Raw genomic sequence first — 17274 nt, forward strand, 5'->3', positions numbered from 1 at the left:
CAAGGTAGATTCAAGTCAAATCACGTAGCCTTGGCGCACTGGCGCACCGCCCTAATCAGAATTGCGAAATGGTGGCCGTGACCACACCCCAGATCACAATATCGGCCTCCTCGCGCACCGCAATCGGCGGATAATCGTCGTTTTCCGGCACCAGCCAGGTGCCGGTGGACTTCATCGACAGACGCTTCACCGTCAACTCGCCGTCGAGTGCAGCAATCACAATCTTGCCGTCACTGGGCGGAATGCTGCGGTCCACCACCAGAATATCGCCGTCCTTAATGCCGGCCTTTTTCATCGAATCGCCTTCCACCACCAGCAAAAAGGTGGCCGCCTTGTTGCGGATCAGCTTGTCGTTCAAATCCAGCGTGGTTTCGATATAGTCATCCGCCGGACTCGGAAAACCGGCCACCACTTTATGCGCGTACAGCGGCAGCTCCACCCAGCTTTCGTTGGCCGGCGCAAACAGCTTCACCGGCGCTTTGTGCAAAGCACGTTGCCAACGCGCCGCGCGCTCGGCGTTCACATCCACCACCCGGCCTGTTGAGTTTTCCGCAGACGTTTTTGTCTCGCCTCCCACAGACGGCTTCTGCTGCGCCAGCCGCTGATCAAGCCATTGTTTAACCGGCTCCACCTGCGATTCTGGCACACGGATGACTTTGGTGGGCTCGCCAAACGCACCGCTGCCCTTTTTACGCCCGGCCCCAATACGCGCGCCGCCGCGCCCGGCTGGTTTATCGACTGGTTCGTTCTGTTGATTCATCGACCGCTTGCACCTTTTTGAATTATGTTACACAATTCATTTTATATCAAAGCCGGCATTTCACTCACGCTTTTTTTACCCGGCCTGCCAGGAATTGTTTATGCCCATTTTTGCCCTCATCGATGCCAACAGCTTCTACGCCTCCTGCGAAATGGCGTTTAACCCCGGCCTTAAGAACCGGCCGGTGGTCGTGCTCTCCAATAACGACGGTTGCATTGTCGCCGCCAATGCGCAGGCCAAGGCGTTGGATGCGCGCATACATCACCTCGGCGACGGCGGTTACCGCGCCGCGACCTCGCAAAGCATGATGTTTCAGCCCTATTTCAAGGTGGCCAAGCTGCTGCAACAGCATCGTACGGCGGTGTTCAGCTCCAACTACGAACTCTATGCCGATATGAGCCGTCGCCTGCACAGCGTCATCGGCGAGTTCTCGCCGCATCAGGAAATCTACTCGATTGACGAGAGTTTTCTGGAACTCTCGGGGTTGCCGATAGAGCACCTCGGCGACTACGCCGCACAGATCAAACAGCGCGTCTGGCAATGGCTGGGGCTGCCGGTTGCGGTGGGCATCGGCCCCACCAAGACGCTCGCCAAACTCGCCAACCACCTCGCCAAAAAACGCACCGATTTAAACGGGATTCTCGATCTGACGGCGCTTTCAAGCACAACCCTGGAAACCCTGTTGCAACAGGTCAAGGTCGGTCAGGTGTGGGGAGTCGGCAAACGCTTGAGCCAGCAACTCGAAGCCCAGGGCATTCTCACCGCCCGCGACCTGCAGCAGGCCTGCCCTCGGCAGATTCGGCGGCGCTTTTCGGTCAGCGTGGAACGCATCGTCGCCGAACTCAACGGCCAGTCCTGTCTGGCGCTGCACGAACACCACCCCAATAAACAGCACATCGTCTCCTCGCGCTCCTTTGGCCAGCTGGTGCAGGATCAAGAGGCGATGAAACAGGCCGTCGCCAGCTACACCGCCATTGCCGCCCAGAAACTGCGCCAGCAGGGCAGCGTCTGCCGAAGTGTCGGGGTCAGCATTGTCACGCCGCGTTTTCAAAACCACTTGCCGCAGTACCATAACAGCATTCAGATTCCGCTGATCTACCCGAGCGACAATACCGTGCTGCTCAGCAAAATCGCCATCAAGGCGCTGCAACATATCTGGCGCGACGGCTATCTCTACCAGAAAGCCGCCGTCACCCTGGGCGGCATCCAGCCGAAAGGCGCCTTGCAGACCGACCTGTTCGCCGCCAATCCGCGTTATTCGGCCAATCCCAAAGCGGATGCGCTGATGCAGGTCATGGACGGATTAAACCGCCAGTTCGGCAAACACTGCGTGCAGCTCGCCAACAGCGGGCTCAACGCCGCTAATTGGCAGATGAAACGCAACCACACTTCGCCGCGTTACACCACCCGCTGGGAGGAATTGCCCAAAGCCAAAGCGGTTCACTAATGGCGGGATTGTTGTTATTCTTAGCGAACTTTGCCTAATTTTCGTTTAAAAAAGAGAAGTGTTGCTTTTGTACAATTTATGTATAATTTCAAGCACGCTCATTCACTACAAGGAACGACCCCTTGAAATACCAGAATACCACCCACTACCATCACGGTGACGACAGCGCAACCGGCATTCTCATTACCAATCTGGGCACGCCCGACGCCCCGACCAAAGAGGCACTCAAACCCTACCTCAAACAATTTCTGGAAGACCCGCGCGTGGTGGAACCGCCGCCGGCGCGCTGGCTGTGGAAACTGATTCTGAACGGCATTATTCTGCGCACGCGTCCGGCCAAATCGGCCGAAGCCTATGCCAGCGTATGGGATTCGGAAGGCCCCGGCGCACCGCTGTTGAATATCAGCCAACGTCAGGTGGAGGCGATCGCCGCCAAGGTGCGTCCGCATTTTCAGGGGCGGGTGGAGTTTGCGCTGGGAATGCGTTACGGCAACCCGTCAATTGCCAGCGGCTTGCAGGAACTCAAGGAAAAAGGCTGCCAGCGCATTCTGGTACTGCCGCTTTATCCGCAGTATGCCGCGGCGACCACCGCCTCAACCTTTGACGCCGTGAGCGCCGAGCTGCAAACCTGGCGCTGGATTCCGGAACTGCGTTTTGTCACCAAATACCACCGCCATCCGGGCTACATCAAAGCATTGGCCAGTTCCATCCGTGAATACCAGTCGCACCACGGCGAACCGCAACTGCTGGTCATGTCCTACCACGGCGTGCCGCAGCGTTATCTGGACAACGGCGACCCGTATCACTGCGAATGCCATGTGACCTCGCGCCTGGTGGCCGAGGAGCTGGGACTGAGCAAGGAACAGTACAAGGTCACCTTCCAGTCGCGCTTCGGCAAGGAAGAGTGGATCAAACCTTACACCGACGAAACCATGATGAACCTGCCGAAACACGGCATCAAAAACATTCAGGTCATCTGCCCGGGCTTTTCGGCGGACTGTCTGGAAACCATTGAAGAGATTGGTGAAGAGAACCGCGAATATTTTGAAGAGGCCGGTGGTGAGCAGTACGGTTACATCCCCTGCCTGAACGACCGCGAAGACCATGCGCAGGCGCTGGCCGAAGTGGTTTTGCAACATACCCAGGGCTGGTACGAACGCGACGCTTTTGACGCCGCCGCCGACCAGCAGGAGCGCAACACCGTTAAAACCAACGCCCAAGCAATGGGCTGTCCGTTTTAAGGGCAATCCACCTCACGCCAAACCGCCTTTGCCGTTTAATGCGGCTTGGCGTGACGGGGCGGCTTGGCTGATTTCCCTGCGGGCTTTAGAAAAAGCCTTTCAAAATCCTCGGCACTGACCGGCGGACTCATCAGATAGCCTTGATAAAAATCGCAACCGCGCAACGCCAAAAAATCGCGCTGGACCTCCGTTTCGACCCCTTCGGCCAACACTTTCAATTGCAGCTGGTGCGCCATGGCGATAATGGTATTAACAATCTGCATACCGGCTTCGTTATGCGGAATATCATCCACAAACTGTTTATCGATTTTCAGCACATCCAGCGGCAGATTTTTCAGATAGGCCAGCGAAGAATAACCGGTGCCGAAATCGTCAATCGCGATGCGCACTCCCAGGCCCCGCAGCTGCTCGAACTGGCTGGTCGCATGTTCGCTGACGGTCATCAAAGCACTTTCGGTAATTTCGATCTCCAGACACTCCGGCGACATCCCGCTTTCCGACAACGCCCGCATCACCGAATCGAACAGGTCGTTATAAACCATCTGCTTGGGGGATACATTCACCGCAAAGATGAGCTTTTCATACCCCTTCTCCAACCACTCCTTGACTTGCCGGCAGGTTTCCTTCAACACCCACTCCCCGACCTCGGCGATCAGGCCGGTCTCTTCGGCCACGCCGATAAAATAAGCCGGCGAAACCAGTCCCAAACGCGGATGCTGCCATCTCACCAGGGCCTCCGCGCCTTTCATGGTGCGATCCACAAGCGAAATCTGCGGCTGATAGAAGACGCGCAATTCCCCGTTTTGCAATGCCGCCTTCAGTTCGGTTTCTATCAGCAGGCGCATCTGCACGCGCTCGGTCATCTCGGCGCTAAAATACTCATAGCCATTGCTGCGCAGACGTCTGGAAATATGCATTGCCGTATCGGCGCACTGAATCAGCTCTTCGGCAAGCACGCTGTGGTTCGGATATAAGCCGATACCGACGCTACACATGATATTTACAACCTGCTGATTGGAGAGCCGCATCGCCTGTCCGATTGTGCCTATCAGGTTCGCGGCAATGCGCCCGGCATCGTCTTCATGGTGAATCCCTTCCAGCAGCAGCGCAAACACATCGTCCCCGAAACGCGCCACCCGATCGGTCGTTCTCACCTGCTTCAACAACAGCGAGGCGACATAACACAGCACCTCGTCGCCCATTTCATGGCCGTAACTGTCATTGATGTCTTTGAAGCGGTTCAAGCCGATCATAATCACCGCCAACTTTTTGGTATCGCGCTTGGCCTGTTTGATGGACGCTTCCAGTTTTTCCTTGAAGCTTCTGCGGTTGGGCAGCGAGGTCAAATCATCGTGGAAGGCCATATAGGCGACCCGTTCCTCGGATGCCTTGAGCGACGAAATATCCGAAAAAACGCCTATGTAGTTTTCGACCTCGCCTTTTTCATTTTTCAGCGCGCTGATGGAGAGCCACTCCGGAATCACTTCACCGGAACGGGTACGGTTCCAGATTTCCCCTTTCCACTCGCCCTTGTTATGCAAGGCGGTATGCAAACGCTGATAAAATTCGGCATCGTGCTTGCCCGAGTGAAGCAGCGCGGGGGTCTGGCCGACCGCCTCCTCCGCCGAGTAGCCCAGAATGCGGGTAAATGCGCGGTTCACCGACAAAATGCGTCTTTGCGCATCGGTAATCATAATGCCCTCGCCGGCATTTTCAAACACGCTGCCCGCCAAGCGCAAAGACCTCTCCTGCTGCAGACGCTGGGTTACGTCCACCAGCATACAGTGGGTGCGCAGCCGCCCTTTATCGTCCACTAGAATTCTGCCGGTGATCTCGATACTCAGCACCCCGCCATCCGGACGACGGATTTGCATAATGTGCTGCCGGAGCCGGCCGGTTTGCAGAAAGTGCTTAAACGTTTCGTCAAATTCAACGCACCAGGCATCGTCAATGAATTCACGTATATTTCTGCCGATAACCGTTTCCGCGCTCCCCTCTTGCAGCCCCATCAATAGCAGCCACGCATCGTTGACATCCAGTATTTGCCCCTGCTCGTCCAATGACTGGTAAGCCACCGGCGCCTTGGAGAACAGCAGGTGAAAGCGTTGCTCGCTCTCCTCCAGCTCCGTATAAAGACGTTTCAACAGTACAATACGGTACAGCTCCGAACCGAACAGCTCTATCGACTCCACATCGTAAACGTCGTACTCCCGGGCAGCGTTCCCGACACCGACAATCATGCGTACCAGACCGTCGTACAAGATCGGCACGCTCACAAAACGCTGCAAGTCGGAATGCCCTTCCGGCAAGCCCTTTTTATTGTCCGCCGTCGCATAATCGTTGACCACAACCGGCTTGCCCGTGCGCACGCAATCCGCCCAAATCCCGGCCTTGTCCACCGGATAATGCGAGTCGTAATTGGCGGTGCAATAGTGCTCTAGCGTATTGGAACTCCAGGTGACGATTTCAATTTCGTTCTGGTCTTTGCTGACAAAATGCACAAAACCGATCTTGCTGTCGGTCAGCGCCTCAATCTTGTTCATGGCCGATTCCAACAGCTCGGACTCCTGCATTTGCGGCGACGCCATCGTCAAATCCAGCAGTGAGCGGGTGCGCTTCAAGGCACGGTGATCATCCTTGGCGCGCGCCTTCAGCAGGGTGTCTTCGATGTGCAGACGACGGTTTTCCAGACCGCGCCGCAGCGCATACCCGAATGCCAGCATCACCAGCAGGCCGGCCAAAGCAAACACGCCAATAAAACGGTGCAGCGGCGCCAACACCTCGGCCTTGTCCATTTTGGCGACCAGCACCCAGTCGCTTTGCGGAATGCGCTGAAACACCATCAAAGACGGCTTTCCGTTGTGATCCGCCCCCCACAATACCCCTTTGTTTTCACCGCGTTGCAGAGCATTCAAAAAGCGCGGATAGACCCAGGTTGAGTCGGTCATTTTCATTGAAGCCGCCGCCAACTCGCCTTGACGTTCACGCGGAACTAAAGGTTGCAACTGTCCGTCTTTAAAAACAAACAGCGCGTTTTCTTCGCTCGAATTAGCCGCCGGCCAGTCGCGGATAAAGGGGATCAGGAAGCCCTGAGGATTGATATGAAAAACCAGCTTGCCGACGAGGCGGTTGGCCTGGCGCGGGTCAAAAAGCGGCACCACCACATCGACATGAAAGCTGGTTTCATTAAAAAACACGGTAAATTTGTTCGCATCGGGGGTTTCGGCAAGGGAATGCAGCAGTTCATGCAGATGCTTGATATCCACATCGGTTGACCGGCTGCCGGCTTCCAACAGAATCCGGTTACGGGCGTTGACTAGCGTGATCTTTTCGTAAGAAGCCGCCTCGGTAAAGGCCTGCAGCCGCGAGGCAATTTTTTCTTTAGTTGCGCCGTCAGACAACTGTCTGACGGCATCGATAAACTCCTGGTGATGGCTCAAGGTAGCGGCATCTTTAAAGCGCTCTTCAATCCACGCCTCAATCTGCCCGACTTTAAAACCGACATTTTGCTGCAGCGACACGACCGCAGCACTGCGATAGAGCTCCACCTGAAAGAAATAGACTGCGCCCAGGGCAGCAATCAATATCAGCCACATGCCGAGCCAAATATTCCGCCAATTTCCCTTTCTGTTGTTGAACACGGTCTTGTCCACCCTTACCCGGCAACCCTGCATGGCCGCTTTAACGCATCAGCCATAGCAACGTTCAAATAGACTTCAGCATAATTGCTTAAAAAGCATCTTATCATGCCCAAAACTATTCGCTGCTTTTTTTATAACCTGCTGCTCTACAACGCTTTTCCACCTTCCAAAGGCAAACTGATGCCGGTGGTGTAGGGGCTTTGCAACAGATACTGCACCGCCTGCCACACCACCGCCTCGCCCGGCTCGATTCCCAGTGCCGACTGTTGCAGGCGTTGCTGTTTGTAGGCTTCGCTGTCGCCCTCGTTAAACAGAATCAACCCCGGCGCAATGTCGTTCACCTTAATGTGAGGCGCATATTTCTTGGCGAAATTGCGGCTCATATTCTGCATCGCCGCCTTGCTGGCAAGATAGGCCATATAGCGGTCATTGGCCTGCGCGGTGCTTGCATCGCTCAAGGTGACAATATCCTTCAAGGCGCTGTTTGAGGCCAACAGCAGCGGCTGCAAGGCGTCATTCAGCCGGTAGGGCACCTCCACATGCAGACGCATCAGCTCGGCAAACGCCGTCGGCTGGGCCGCCACCTGCTCGTCCGTCAACCAGATCGAGGCGTTATGAATCACCGCACGCAAACTGCCGGCCTGCTCATATAGGCGCTGCACACAGCGCTCAATGGCATCGTCTTCATTAAAGTCCACCCGGATGCCGACCGCCCCCAGCCGTATCAAGCTTTCCACCTGCGGACGCGGCGTGCGGTAGGTAAACACCACCGGCTGCCCTTCCGCTAAAAAGCGTTTAGCCAGATAAAAGCCGATGCGCTGACCGGCGCCGGTAATCAAGATTGCGTCGTTTAACATACTCATTTCCTTAGAGAAGCCTTGAACGAGATGGAGCACACATCAAAATGGTTAAAAATCACCAACCCAGTTTAGCATAGTGCGTTTTGACAGCGTTCCAACAAAAGCGTACATTGTTTCCACTCTCCCACTTGATGAAACGCCTTATGAAAACGCCATTATTCCATCGACTTACCCGCCCGTTTTTTATGGTATTCGGCCTGTTTTACAGCTTAACGGCACACGCACAGCTGCAAGTCGGGCAAACTGCCCCGTCCTTTGCCCTCTACGACCAGCATCAACACCTGCAAAAACTGGACGATTACCGCGGTCAGTGGGTGGTGCTCTATTTCTATCCCAAGGACGACACCCCCGGCTGCACCGCCGAGGCCTGCAGTTTTCGCGACAATATCAACAAACTGATTGCCAAACAGGCGGTGATTCTGGGCGTCAGCGTCGACAATACCGACGACCATAAAACCTTTGCCGCAAAATACAACCTGCCGTTCAGCCTGCTGGCCGATCCCGAAGGCAAGGTCGCCAAACAGTACGACGCCCTGCTTGACCTCAAGGTCTTGCGCTTCGCCAAACGCCATAGTTTTATCATCGACCCGCAAGGCCGTATCGTCCGCATCTACCGCAGCGTCGATCCGCAGCGCCATGTGGCCGAAATATTGAAAGACCTTGAAGATTTGCAGCAAAAGACTGAGTAAAGCACTCGGGATTGGTTAAAATGGACTGAACGCCACTATCCGTCAAGGAGCGCGCCATGAACAGATTCCTCCCCTCCCTGCACCGCTGGCTGTTTGCCCTGCTGGCGGCTTTCAGTTTAAGCGCTTGCGCCAAGGAGCCCGATATGACTACTACCAATCCATCTGACACCGACAGCATCGTCCTCGGCATGGGCTGTTTCTGGGGCGCCGAAAAACGCATGAGCGAACTTCCCGGCGTACTCGATGTCGAAAGCGGCTACGCCGGCGGTGACGCCGAAAAGGTCGGCTACTATGACGTGCTCGGCGAAGAAAAAGCCATCCGCATGGGCAAAAGCGCGCTGCGCAACCATGCCGAAGTCATCAAAGTCACCTTTGATCCCGCCGTGGTCAGTCTGCAGAGCGTGCTCATCAAATTCTGGGAGAACCACAACCCCACGCAGGGCGACCGACAGGGTAACGATGTGGGCAGCAACTACCGCAGCGCCATCTACTACCGCAACGCCGCCCAGAAAGCGGTGGCCGAACAGACCCGCGACGTCTATCAGCAGGCGTTGAGCGCCAAAGGGTTCGGCCCCATCACCACCGAAATCGCCCCGCTGAAAAACTATAACAGCGCCGAAGAGTACCATCAGGATTACCTTAAAAAGAATCCCAACGGTTATTGCGGACTGGGCGGCACCGGCGTGGCCTATCCCGGCTCGCAACAGTCCGCCAAACCGCAAGCCCCGCGACTGGAGGCCAAAACCCTCCATTTCGACCGCCAGCTGATTGTGTTTGAGGCCGAAGAGTGTGAATTCTGCAAACTGTTCCACCAAGAGATTCTGTCGAGCTGGCAGTCCGAGGTGCCGGTGGCCACCACCTTCAGCACGCAGCCGCCGGAAGGCTGGAAACTGGAAAAAACCCTGTTCGCCACGCCCACCATCGTGTTGTTTGAAAAAGGCGTGGAGAAATCGCGCTTCACCGGTTACAACGGCGACAAGCCGCGTTTCTGGAAATGGCTCGGCTTTCAGCTATTAACGCCGGAGCAGCAGCATATCGCCTTTGAACAGGGCACCGAATACGCCTTTAGCGGTTCGCATCTCGACGAAAAACGTCCCGGCACCTTTGTCGATCCGATTACCGGCGCGGCGCTGTTCCGCTCCGACACCAAGTTCGACAGCGGCACCGGCTGGCCGAGTTTCTTCAACCCGGTGCCCGGCGCGATTACCGAACATGAAGACAATTCGCACGGTATGCGCCGTATCGAGGTCAGAAGCGCCAGCTCCGGCATCCATCTGGGCCACGTCTTCAACGATGGCCCGCCGCCGACCTACAAACGCTACTGCATCAACGGCAATGTGCTCAAATTTGTACCGGATGAAGCCGCTAAACCATAACAAGCAATAACGCGGATTTTGCGCTTTCAAAAACTGAACAGGCCGGGTAGGAAAGATTCCATACCCGGCCTGTTCAGTTTTATAACCCCCAAAAAAACCGCCCCTTCAACGCACTGACGACCCACCCCTGTCGCCATTCAAAATCCGCACCTCGCGCTGCGGGAACGGAATGCTGATGTGATTGTCGTGCAGGGTTTTCCAGATAATCATCAAGAGGTCCGAGCCGACGCGGTTTTTGCCGTCATCCACCCCCTCGATCCAGTATTCCAGCTGGAACACCACGCCGGAATCGGCAAACTCGACGATTTCGCAGTCCGGCTTTTCCGGTTCCTGCAACACCTGCGGATGCTGCTGCACCGCCTGCAGAATCAGTGCGGGAATGGCCGGAATGTCGCTGTCGTATGCCACCGAAAACTGCAATGTATAACGCTGCCGCGGATCCTGATGCGTCCAGTTCACAAAGGTACTGGTAATGAACTTCTCGTTGGGAACCACCACGATTTTACCGTCATAGGTCTGCAAGGAGGAGGAGCGCATATTCAGCGTTTTGAGCACACCGGCTTTGCCGTCCTCCAACTCGATGTAATCGCCCACCGCCAGCGACTTGTCGAGCAGAATAATCAGTCCGGAGATGAAATTGGACGCAATCTGCTGCAAACCGAAACCGATCCCCACGCCCAAAGCGCCGCCGAACACCGCCAACGCCGTCAGATTGATGCCCACCGCGTTCAACAGCAGCAGGAAAATCACCACAAACAGCGCAATCTCGAACAGCTTGGCAAACACCTCGCGGCTGCGCGCATCCAGATTCTGTTTGCTGCGGATCAGTTGCTGACCGTATTGATTGGACAAGCGCCCCAGCCAGAAAAGCACCGCACCGAACACCAGCAGCCTGAGCACCATATAGACGGAAACATGCACCTCGCCGACTTCGATGGACAGGCCGTCAAGCAGACTCACCGTCTGGTCGAGAATCCCCAGCATATAAAGCAGTGCCGTGGGAATCATCACCCACTTGAGCATCACTCCGAGAAAAAGATGGTTGACGTAACGGTTTACGGCGACAAACAGCGCCACGATCAGCACCAGACTAAACGCAAATTTAAGCAGTTCATGCGGATAGTTCAGCTGCATAAACAGGCTGTGGGTCAGCCATAGCAGCCCCAACAGCACCATCGGCAACAATAACTGCCTCACAACCGTCAAAGGTGCGGCAAACCAGCTTACGTTCTGATTCAGGCTTTGCAGGCGCGTTTCCAACATCCTTGCGGCACGCGCAGCCACGCCCATGGACAGCACCACGATCGCCGCCAGCACGGCCGCTTGCAGATACACCTCGGGGCGCCCTAGCCAATCCTGAGCCGCCTGCATCCATACGCCTATCTGTGTCGCCAGACTCTCCATCTGCGTTTCCTCTTTATTGCTAATTTTATCGGCAAACAGCATAATCGGGCTGACGCCCCAAAACCCTTAATCCAACCCTTAATCCATTCCAACACAAAGCGGATACCCGATGCAAACAGCGCGCCTTTGGCTGGCCCCTCTCTTTCTGCTTCTGTACCACACGCCGCTTTATGCGGAAACAGACGTTGCCCCGATGCCCGCCGAAACCAGCCGCTTGGGCTGGCTGGAACAGGCCCGGCTCGAAGGGCTGAACGACACCCTCGAAGCCAAAATCGATTCCGGCGCCGATCACAGTGCGCTGCATGCCGAGCATATCGACTATTTCCAAAGCGACGGACAAATCTGGGTGCGCTTCACCACCGTCCAGCAGACCACGCTGCGCAAACCGCTGCTGCGCGAAAGCCGGATCAAACAGAAAAACGCCGCGAGCCAACGCCGCCCGGTGGTGCGCTTACGGCTCTGTTTAAACGGCCAATGGCGGGAGGTCGAGGTCAACCTGGTCAACCGCAGCCAGTTCAAACAGCCGCTTCTGATCGGGCGCTCGGCCCTGTTGCGCGGCGAGCTGATCGACGTGCAGCAGACGCACCTCACGCAACCAAACTGCTCACAACAAAACCAAGAGAATTAGCGCTGTTTCAGGCGTTTTTGCAAAGCACTCTTCGGGTCTGCCGCCTTGTCGGTGCGCACCGTTTTTCTCACCGGGCGTTGCAGAATCAGATTATTGGGGTAGGCGATCTCATTGCCTTTTTCGTCGGTCAGCAGCACATTGAAAAAGTTGATCTCGCGGATCACCCCTTTCACACAGTTACTGCCGTCGATAATCTCGATCTCATCCCCCACCTTGGCCGGCATGGTGAAGAACACAATAATGCTCGCGGTGATATTGCTCAGAATCGACCACTGCGCCACCAGCGCCACGCCGATGACCGCCAGCACCGATGACGCCACCACCAGCAGCGCCTGATAGTCGATGCCCCATACCACCAGCAGCACGATCAGCCACACCACCGCAATCATCGCCTTAAAATAACGGTACACCTGCATGGCCCGGTTCAGCGGCACTCCCTTGACCTGACCGATATTCAAAATCAGCTTTTTCGCCCCCCACTGGGTCGCGATCACGGCAAAAGGGATCAGCACGCTGATGACAATCTGTGTATAAGGGATATTTTCCACCGAAACCGACATACTCACCTCTTGTTTTCAATCCCGCCTATCAGGACGGCGGCAGGGATATAAATGGATTCCTATTATCCTGATTTGGCGGCGGCTTTAAAACCAAAGCGCACAATTGCAGGAAATGATGTTAAAAACCTATACAATCTGTATAATTAAATCATCCTGTTTTCCTGTCCTGGAGGTCAAAATTATGCAACCCGCACTCTTTCCCCGTTTAAGAATCGCCGTATCGGACTGCCTGCGCGGCACCGAATGCCGTTACAACGGAGGCCATGCCCAGGACGACTTCATCAACCAGCAACTTGCAAACTATGCCGACTTCCTGCCGTTCTGTCCCGAAGCGCCGGTATTGGGTACGCCGCGCGAAACCATTCAACTGGTCGGCATCGACGGGAAAATACACGTGATGGGCACCCGCACACGTCGCGATGTCACCGAAGGCATCGAAAACTACACCCACCGCATGGTACCGAAACTGTTGGAACAGCGGATCGACTGCGCTATCGTCAAATCGCGCTCGCCAAGCTGCGGACTGGAGCGCATCAAAGTCTACCGCCCCAACGGCCAGTGGTTCGGCTCCTCCGACCCCATGAGCAGCGGCGTATTCACCGCCCATCTCCAGCAAAGCGCCCCCCAGCTTGCGATTGAAGAGGAAGGCCGTCTGCAGGACGCCTGGCTGCGCGAAAGTTTTATGATGCAGGTGTTTACCGCGGCGCGCTGGCGCGAGTTTCTCGCCGCCGAGCCCAGTTTGGCGGATTTTCAGGCTTTCCACCGCGACCACAAATACCTGCTGCTCTCCAAAAACGAAACGCTCTACCGTCATTTGGGCGCGCTGGTGGCCACCACGCGTAAGGACAATCTGCAGGAGAGCCTGCGCGGCTACGGCTACCTGCTGATGGAGCTGCTGGCCTACCGCAGCAAACGCGGCCATGTGCGCAATGTGCTCGACCACATCTACGGTTATTTCAAAAAGCAGGTCAGCGAAGACGAAAAACAGCACTACCACGACACCGTTCAGGAGTTTGTGGACGGCATCATTCCACTGGTCGCGGTCATTAAAATTCTCGAACAGTTTGTCAAACGCTACGGCTCGGACTATCTGCAATCGCAGGTTTTCTTCCATCCGTATCCGCCGGAACTGGCCTTGCGCTCAAAGATTACCGCTTATCGTTAAGCCGGTCTTGACCCGGTACTTTTTATCAGGCTAAGATGCTTGCTTTGGCAAATGATGAACGTAAACCGGACAACACGCAATGAAAGATCCCAAACTCAGAAACGCTCTGCTGTTACAACTGGTGGAAAATGCGCAGGACGGCATTGTCGTCGCGGAAAAAGAGGGACATGACACCATCCTGATCTATGTGAATCCCGCCTTTGAAAAACTCACCGGCTATCAGGCCGATGAGGTGCTTTATCAGGATTGCCGCTTCCTGCAGGGAGAGGATACCGCACCGGAATCGGTCAAACTCATCCGCCACGCGATTGACGAAAAACAGCCGGTGCGTTCGGTTTTAAAGAACTACCGCAAGGACGGCTCGATTTTTTGGAATGAGTTGAGCGTGACGCCCTATTATGACGACGTGGATGGCGTGACTTACTACATCGGCATTCAGAAAGACGTGACCGACCAGGTGCTGCTGCAACAGGCGCTGGAAAAAGCGGAGGAGCGCATTGCCGCGCTCGAAGCGGAATTGAAAGGCGCGGCCTCAAACTAAGCGCGCCGACAGGCGACTAAAGCGCCTGCCAACCCTCGCAATGCACCCCAAGCTGGGTGTTGAGGGCTTGCAACGTCTCCTGCGGCTCGATACCCACCGCAAAATAGTACAACCCGAGCGAGGCATGACGCTGGTGCCATGCCAGCCAGTGGTCGGCATCGCTGCCATCCCCGACCAAAGCCACGCCCTCGCATTTAAGCGTCTTAAGCGCCGCGAGCATCGGCTGATCATCTTCCTTGTCGACAAACGCCTGTCCGCCCCACAGCGGATACACGCCCAAATCGGCCAGTCGCAACGCCGCCAGCGCACAAAGCACCTCACTCATCTCTGGCGACCAGCCGACCGACGCACCCGACAACCAGATACGCGGCGGCTCGTTCAACGCGCGGCAGGCGTGGTAAAGACGCGTCATCAAACGCGGGCGTAACACGCTGCTCCACAAAACCCGGCGTGCCGCATCGCGCCCGTTAACCGCTTGACTCGCCTCGACCAACAGACGGCGGCACAACGACTCCGGCCACTCCGTCCACAGGCGGTCAAACAAACCTTGCAACGCGCTCACATCGGCCTCATCAAGTGCCGCCAGCAGGGCCGCGGCAAAATCCGTTTCCTCCTTCGCCGTGGCAACCACCGGGCTGGGAACGCTTGCGGGCGCGTCATTCAGAAACTGCTTGACCTGACTGATGGGAATGCCTTTCTCCGTCAAGGCCACCGCGCGCTGGATACGCTCCACCACCTGCTGCGTAAACAGACGGTGACCGCTCGGCGTGCGCACCGGCTCAAACAGGCCGTAGCGGCGTTCCCAGGCACGCAGGGTAATGGGGTTGACACCGGTCAGTCGGGAAACCTCACGGATGGGATAAAGCGCTTCACTCTGATTCATGGCTACATCTTTCTGGTCTGGCGGATAACCTATTCAGCTATTGGACAAAACCGCGTCATAAAAGTCAAAAATTATACAATAAAGCGCGCAACCGAGTACGTGTCTCTGAAGCGCCCGTGTTCAAGTCATATTACCCGGCGTTTTCATCGCCTCGACACGCTGCAAATGCGCCGCGCGACTCGCCTGCAGATCGACTATCGGCAAGGGATAATCCACTCCCAGTCTGACACCTTTCATCTGGCACTCCAGCGGCTGCTCCCAGGGCGCATGAATCGCCTTGGCCGACAGCCGCCGCAACTCCGGCAACCAACGGCGGATATAATCGCCCTGTTCATCAAACTTGCGGCTTTGCAGCACCGGATTAAACAGCCGGTAATAGGGCGAGGCATCCACCCCGCAACCCGCCACCCACTGCCAACCCATGGCGTTATTGGCGGGATCGGCATCAAACAGGGTGTAGTCAAACCATGCCTGCCCGACGCGCCAGTTTTGATTGAGGTTTTTGGTCAGCAAAGAAGCCACCAACATGCGCACGCGGTTATGCATCGTGCCGGTCTGCCAAAGCTCGCGCATGCCGGCATCCACAATGGGGATGCCGGTCTGTCCGCGTTGCCAGTGCTGCAAAGCGGCCGCGTCCTCGTCCCACGGCATCGCCGCAAATTTCGACTGAAACGGCTCAAACTGGCTGTGCGGCGCGTGCCACAACAGATAACGCGCAAACTCCCGCCATACCAGCTGGCGTAACCACGCCTGCGAACCGCCGCTGTCGACGCCGCCTGCTTCCTGCAAGGCCAGCAGATAACAATAGACCGCGCGGACATTGAGCTCGCCGAAATGCAGTGCGACCGACAGTGCCGACGTCGCCGGCAGTGCGGGAAAATCGCGCTGCAGCGCATAGTCGGCCATATCCTCCTGCGCAAAGCGTTGCAAACGCGCCCAGGCTGCGACCTCCCCCGGCGTTTCGTTGGCCATCAGCCCTTGCGCCCAGGGGCGTTGCATCAGCGCTTGCAAGCTTTCCGGTAAAACTGAACAGGCCGGGTCGGCCGGTTTGAGCCGCGACCAATCGCCCACCGCTTCGTCCAAAGGCTCGATGCGCGCGGCCTGCGCCTGCAACGCTTTGTAAAACGGCGTAAACACGGCATAAGGCTTGCCCTGGCCATTAAGGACGCTGTCGGGCGGCAACAGACTTTCGGAAAAGAACGGCTGCAGCGCGATCTTGTTGCGCCGGCAGACCGTCAGGGCCTGCTGCTGCATGGTTTGAAACGGCTCGCCGGGCTGGTAGGTATAATGCACCGCGCCAATCTGCTGCGTCCGGATCAGCCCCTCCAATGCCCTTTCAAAATCGCCGGCGACTATCCACAGATCGCCGCCGAGTTTTCTGATGCGCTCCCGCAGGTACGTCAGGCCATGCGCCAAGCGCAGCGTATTGGCGCTTTGCGCACCGCCGACGGTCTGCGCCGGATCGTGAAAATACGCCAGAATGACCGCGCCGCCGTGCTGCGCGCTGTGCGCCAGAGCTGACTGCAGGGCCGGAAGATGGGTGGTGCGCAGTTCGCGCTGTAACCAGACAAGCGTATTCATAAGTTGCGTGTCAACGCCTCCTTGAGTGCGACTGAAAGCGGCTCGTCACCAAGCCAGAGTCCAAAATACAACGCCTTGAAACCGGGCGTCCGGGTTTCAAATTGCAGCGCGCCATTCAACGCCAGTTGGGTGCGACCGTCGGGCAGATGCGTCAGTCGGTAACAATCGCCGGGCGCCACGTCGCGATAGCGTTCATGCAATCCCCCGACGGCGGCCTGCAAGGGCGGACTCAACCCATCCGGCAAATGCGTCTGGGCCGCCTCGATGAGCCACTCGCGCTTGATGGAACGACGATAACACAAAGTCAGACGCAACGGCACGCCGTCCTCGGACCAGTGTGCGCCGAGCGTGCCGGCGGCGCGTTCCACCTGGGCGTCATACAGCGCCATCCACAACCAGTGATCGGTGGCCTGCGACACGTTCTGCCAGACGATGGGCGGCACTGATTCGGCGGGCGCAGTTTGCGCCTGCACAGTGGTCCCCATCCACATCAACCAT

Annotated in this window: 15 protein-coding genes; 7 read left to right on the forward strand and 8 right to left on the reverse strand. The window is 56.6% G+C overall.

Annotated elements, in window-relative coordinates:
- Nucleotides 1-55: 55 nt before the first annotated feature.
- On the reverse strand, nucleotides 56-760 hold the full coding sequence (locus tag HZ297_RS12235) for a LexA family protein (RefSeq protein ID WP_178862146.1): 705 nt from the start codon (nucleotides 758-760) through the stop codon (nucleotides 56-58).
- A 100-nt stretch (nucleotides 761-860) separates the two neighbouring features.
- On the opposite strand from HZ297_RS12235, the gene HZ297_RS06270 reads away from it, so the two are divergent.
- Together HZ297_RS06270 and hemH are read left to right on the forward strand one after the other, a co-directional pair.
- Entirely contained in the window at nucleotides 861-2207 is a 1347-nt protein-coding gene (locus HZ297_RS06270; protein ID WP_178862147.1) for a Y-family DNA polymerase, read from the forward strand.
- A 122-nt stretch (nucleotides 2208-2329) separates the two neighbouring features.
- The gene (gene hemH / locus HZ297_RS06275; RefSeq protein WP_178862148.1) at nucleotides 2330-3448 is read left to right on the forward strand and encodes a ferrochelatase; all 1119 of its coding nucleotides are present in this window, start codon (nucleotides 2330-2332) and stop codon (nucleotides 3446-3448) included.
- A 35-nt stretch (nucleotides 3449-3483) separates the two neighbouring features.
- Here the strand turns inward: hemH and HZ297_RS06280 are convergent, their stop codons facing one another.
- Together HZ297_RS06280 and folM are read right to left on the reverse strand one after the other, a co-directional pair.
- The gene (locus HZ297_RS06280) at nucleotides 3484-7044 is read right to left on the reverse strand and encodes a bifunctional diguanylate cyclase/phosphodiesterase (protein WP_178862149.1); all 3561 of its coding nucleotides are present in this window, start codon (nucleotides 7042-7044) and stop codon (nucleotides 3484-3486) included.
- Nucleotides 7045-7235: 191 nt separating this feature from the next.
- The gene (folM, locus tag HZ297_RS06285; protein WP_178862150.1) at nucleotides 7236-7946 is read right to left on the reverse strand and encodes a dihydromonapterin reductase; all 711 of its coding nucleotides are present in this window, start codon (nucleotides 7944-7946) and stop codon (nucleotides 7236-7238) included.
- A 146-nt stretch (nucleotides 7947-8092) separates the two neighbouring features.
- Here folM and HZ297_RS06290 point away from each other — a divergent pair, with 146 nt between their 5' ends.
- Together HZ297_RS06290 and msrA are read left to right on the forward strand one after the other, a co-directional pair.
- Complete coding sequence (locus HZ297_RS06290) at nucleotides 8093-8638, forward strand: peroxiredoxin (RefSeq protein WP_178862151.1); 546 nt, start codon at nucleotides 8093-8095, stop codon at nucleotides 8636-8638.
- A gap of 56 nt (nucleotides 8639-8694) precedes the next feature.
- Nucleotides 8695-10014, forward strand: a complete 1320-nt coding sequence (gene msrA, locus HZ297_RS06295) for a peptide-methionine (S)-S-oxide reductase MsrA (protein ID WP_246261693.1) — start codon at nucleotides 8695-8697, stop codon at nucleotides 10012-10014.
- Between the two features lie 105 nt (nucleotides 10015-10119).
- Here the strand turns inward: msrA and HZ297_RS06300 are convergent, their stop codons facing one another.
- A complete protein-coding gene (locus tag HZ297_RS06300; RefSeq protein WP_178862152.1) occupies nucleotides 10120-11460 on the reverse strand; it encodes a mechanosensitive ion channel family protein in 1341 nt (446 codons plus the stop codon).
- A 67-nt stretch (nucleotides 11461-11527) separates the two neighbouring features.
- Between HZ297_RS06300 and HZ297_RS06305 the strand changes: the two genes are divergently transcribed.
- A complete protein-coding gene (locus HZ297_RS06305) occupies nucleotides 11528-12046 on the forward strand; it encodes an ATP-dependent zinc protease family protein (protein WP_178862153.1) in 519 nt (172 codons plus the stop codon).
- On the opposite strand, the gene HZ297_RS06310 is transcribed toward HZ297_RS06305, so the two are convergent.
- Nucleotides 12043-12606, reverse strand: coding sequence for a mechanosensitive ion channel domain-containing protein (locus HZ297_RS06310; RefSeq protein ID WP_178862154.1), 564 nt, complete (start codon nucleotides 12604-12606; stop codon nucleotides 12043-12045). The two genes, HZ297_RS06305 and HZ297_RS06310, sit on opposite strands and share 4 nt — an antisense overlap.
- 181 nt (nucleotides 12607-12787) lie before the next feature.
- Here HZ297_RS06310 and HZ297_RS06315 point away from each other — a divergent pair, with 181 nt between their 5' ends.
- Together HZ297_RS06315 and HZ297_RS06320 are read left to right on the forward strand one after the other, a co-directional pair.
- On the forward strand, nucleotides 12788-13771 hold the full coding sequence (locus HZ297_RS06315) for a YbgA family protein (RefSeq protein WP_178862155.1): 984 nt from the start codon (nucleotides 12788-12790) through the stop codon (nucleotides 13769-13771).
- Between the two features lie 79 nt (nucleotides 13772-13850).
- Nucleotides 13851-14312, forward strand: coding sequence for a PAS domain S-box protein (locus tag HZ297_RS06320; RefSeq protein ID WP_178862156.1), 462 nt, complete (start codon nucleotides 13851-13853; stop codon nucleotides 14310-14312).
- Nucleotides 14313-14328: 16 nt separating this feature from the next.
- Here HZ297_RS06320 and HZ297_RS06325 read toward each other — a convergent pair whose 3' ends face one another.
- The 3 genes from HZ297_RS06325 to HZ297_RS06335 form a co-directional block, all read right to left on the reverse strand.
- Nucleotides 14329-15195, reverse strand: coding sequence for a MerR family transcriptional regulator (locus HZ297_RS06325; protein ID WP_178862157.1), 867 nt, complete (start codon nucleotides 15193-15195; stop codon nucleotides 14329-14331).
- 120 nt (nucleotides 15196-15315) lie between these two features.
- On the reverse strand, nucleotides 15316-16776 hold the full coding sequence (locus tag HZ297_RS06330) for a cryptochrome/photolyase family protein (RefSeq protein ID WP_178862158.1): 1461 nt from the start codon (nucleotides 16774-16776) through the stop codon (nucleotides 15316-15318).
- The gene (locus HZ297_RS06335) at nucleotides 16773-17261 is read right to left on the reverse strand and encodes a chalcone isomerase family protein (RefSeq protein ID WP_178862159.1); all 489 of its coding nucleotides are present in this window, start codon (nucleotides 17259-17261) and stop codon (nucleotides 16773-16775) included. Before HZ297_RS06335 ends, HZ297_RS06330 begins: the two co-directional genes overlap by 4 nt.
- Nucleotides 17262-17274: the final 13 nt, after the last annotated feature.

The organism is Thiomicrorhabdus cannonii (assembly GCF_013391695.1).
GTDB lineage: Bacteria > Pseudomonadota > Gammaproteobacteria > Thiomicrospirales > Thiomicrospiraceae > Thiomicrorhabdus > Thiomicrorhabdus cannonii.

Coding starts and splice junctions, on each gene's coding strand:
- HZ297_RS12235 (WP_178862146.1), bottom strand. CDS start 760: ATGAATCAACAGAACGAACCAGTCGATAAACCAGCCGGGCGCGGCGGC.
- HZ297_RS06270 (WP_178862147.1), top strand. CDS start 861: ATGCCCATTTTTGCCCTCATCGATGCCAACAGCTTCTACGCCTCCTGC.
- HZ297_RS06280 (WP_178862149.1), bottom strand. CDS start 7,044: ATGTGGCTGATATTGATTGCTGCCCTGGGCGCAGTCTATTTCTTTCAG.
- folM (WP_178862150.1), bottom strand. CDS start 7,946: ATGTTAAACGACGCAATCTTGATTACCGGCGCCGGTCAGCGCATCGGC.
- HZ297_RS06290 (WP_178862151.1), top strand. CDS start 8,093: ATGAAAACGCCATTATTCCATCGACTTACCCGCCCGTTTTTTATGGTA.
- msrA (WP_246261693.1), top strand. CDS start 8,695: ATGAACAGATTCCTCCCCTCCCTGCACCGCTGGCTGTTTGCCCTGCTG.
- HZ297_RS06300 (WP_178862152.1), bottom strand. CDS start 11,460: ATGCTGTTTGCCGATAAAATTAGCAATAAAGAGGAAACGCAGATGGAG.
- HZ297_RS06305 (WP_178862153.1), top strand. CDS start 11,528: ATGCAAACAGCGCGCCTTTGGCTGGCCCCTCTCTTTCTGCTTCTGTAC.
- HZ297_RS06310 (WP_178862154.1), bottom strand. CDS start 12,606: ATGTCGGTTTCGGTGGAAAATATCCCTTATACACAGATTGTCATCAGC.
- HZ297_RS06315 (WP_178862155.1), top strand. CDS start 12,788: ATGCAACCCGCACTCTTTCCCCGTTTAAGAATCGCCGTATCGGACTGC.
- HZ297_RS06320 (WP_178862156.1), top strand. CDS start 13,851: ATGAAAGATCCCAAACTCAGAAACGCTCTGCTGTTACAACTGGTGGAA.
- HZ297_RS06325 (WP_178862157.1), bottom strand. CDS start 15,195: ATGAATCAGAGTGAAGCGCTTTATCCCATCCGTGAGGTTTCCCGACTG.
- HZ297_RS06330 (WP_178862158.1), bottom strand. CDS start 16,776: ATGAATACGCTTGTCTGGTTACAGCGCGAACTGCGCACCACCCATCTT.
- HZ297_RS06335 (WP_178862159.1), bottom strand. CDS start 17,261: ATGGGGACCACTGTGCAGGCGCAAACTGCGCCCGCCGAATCAGTGCCG.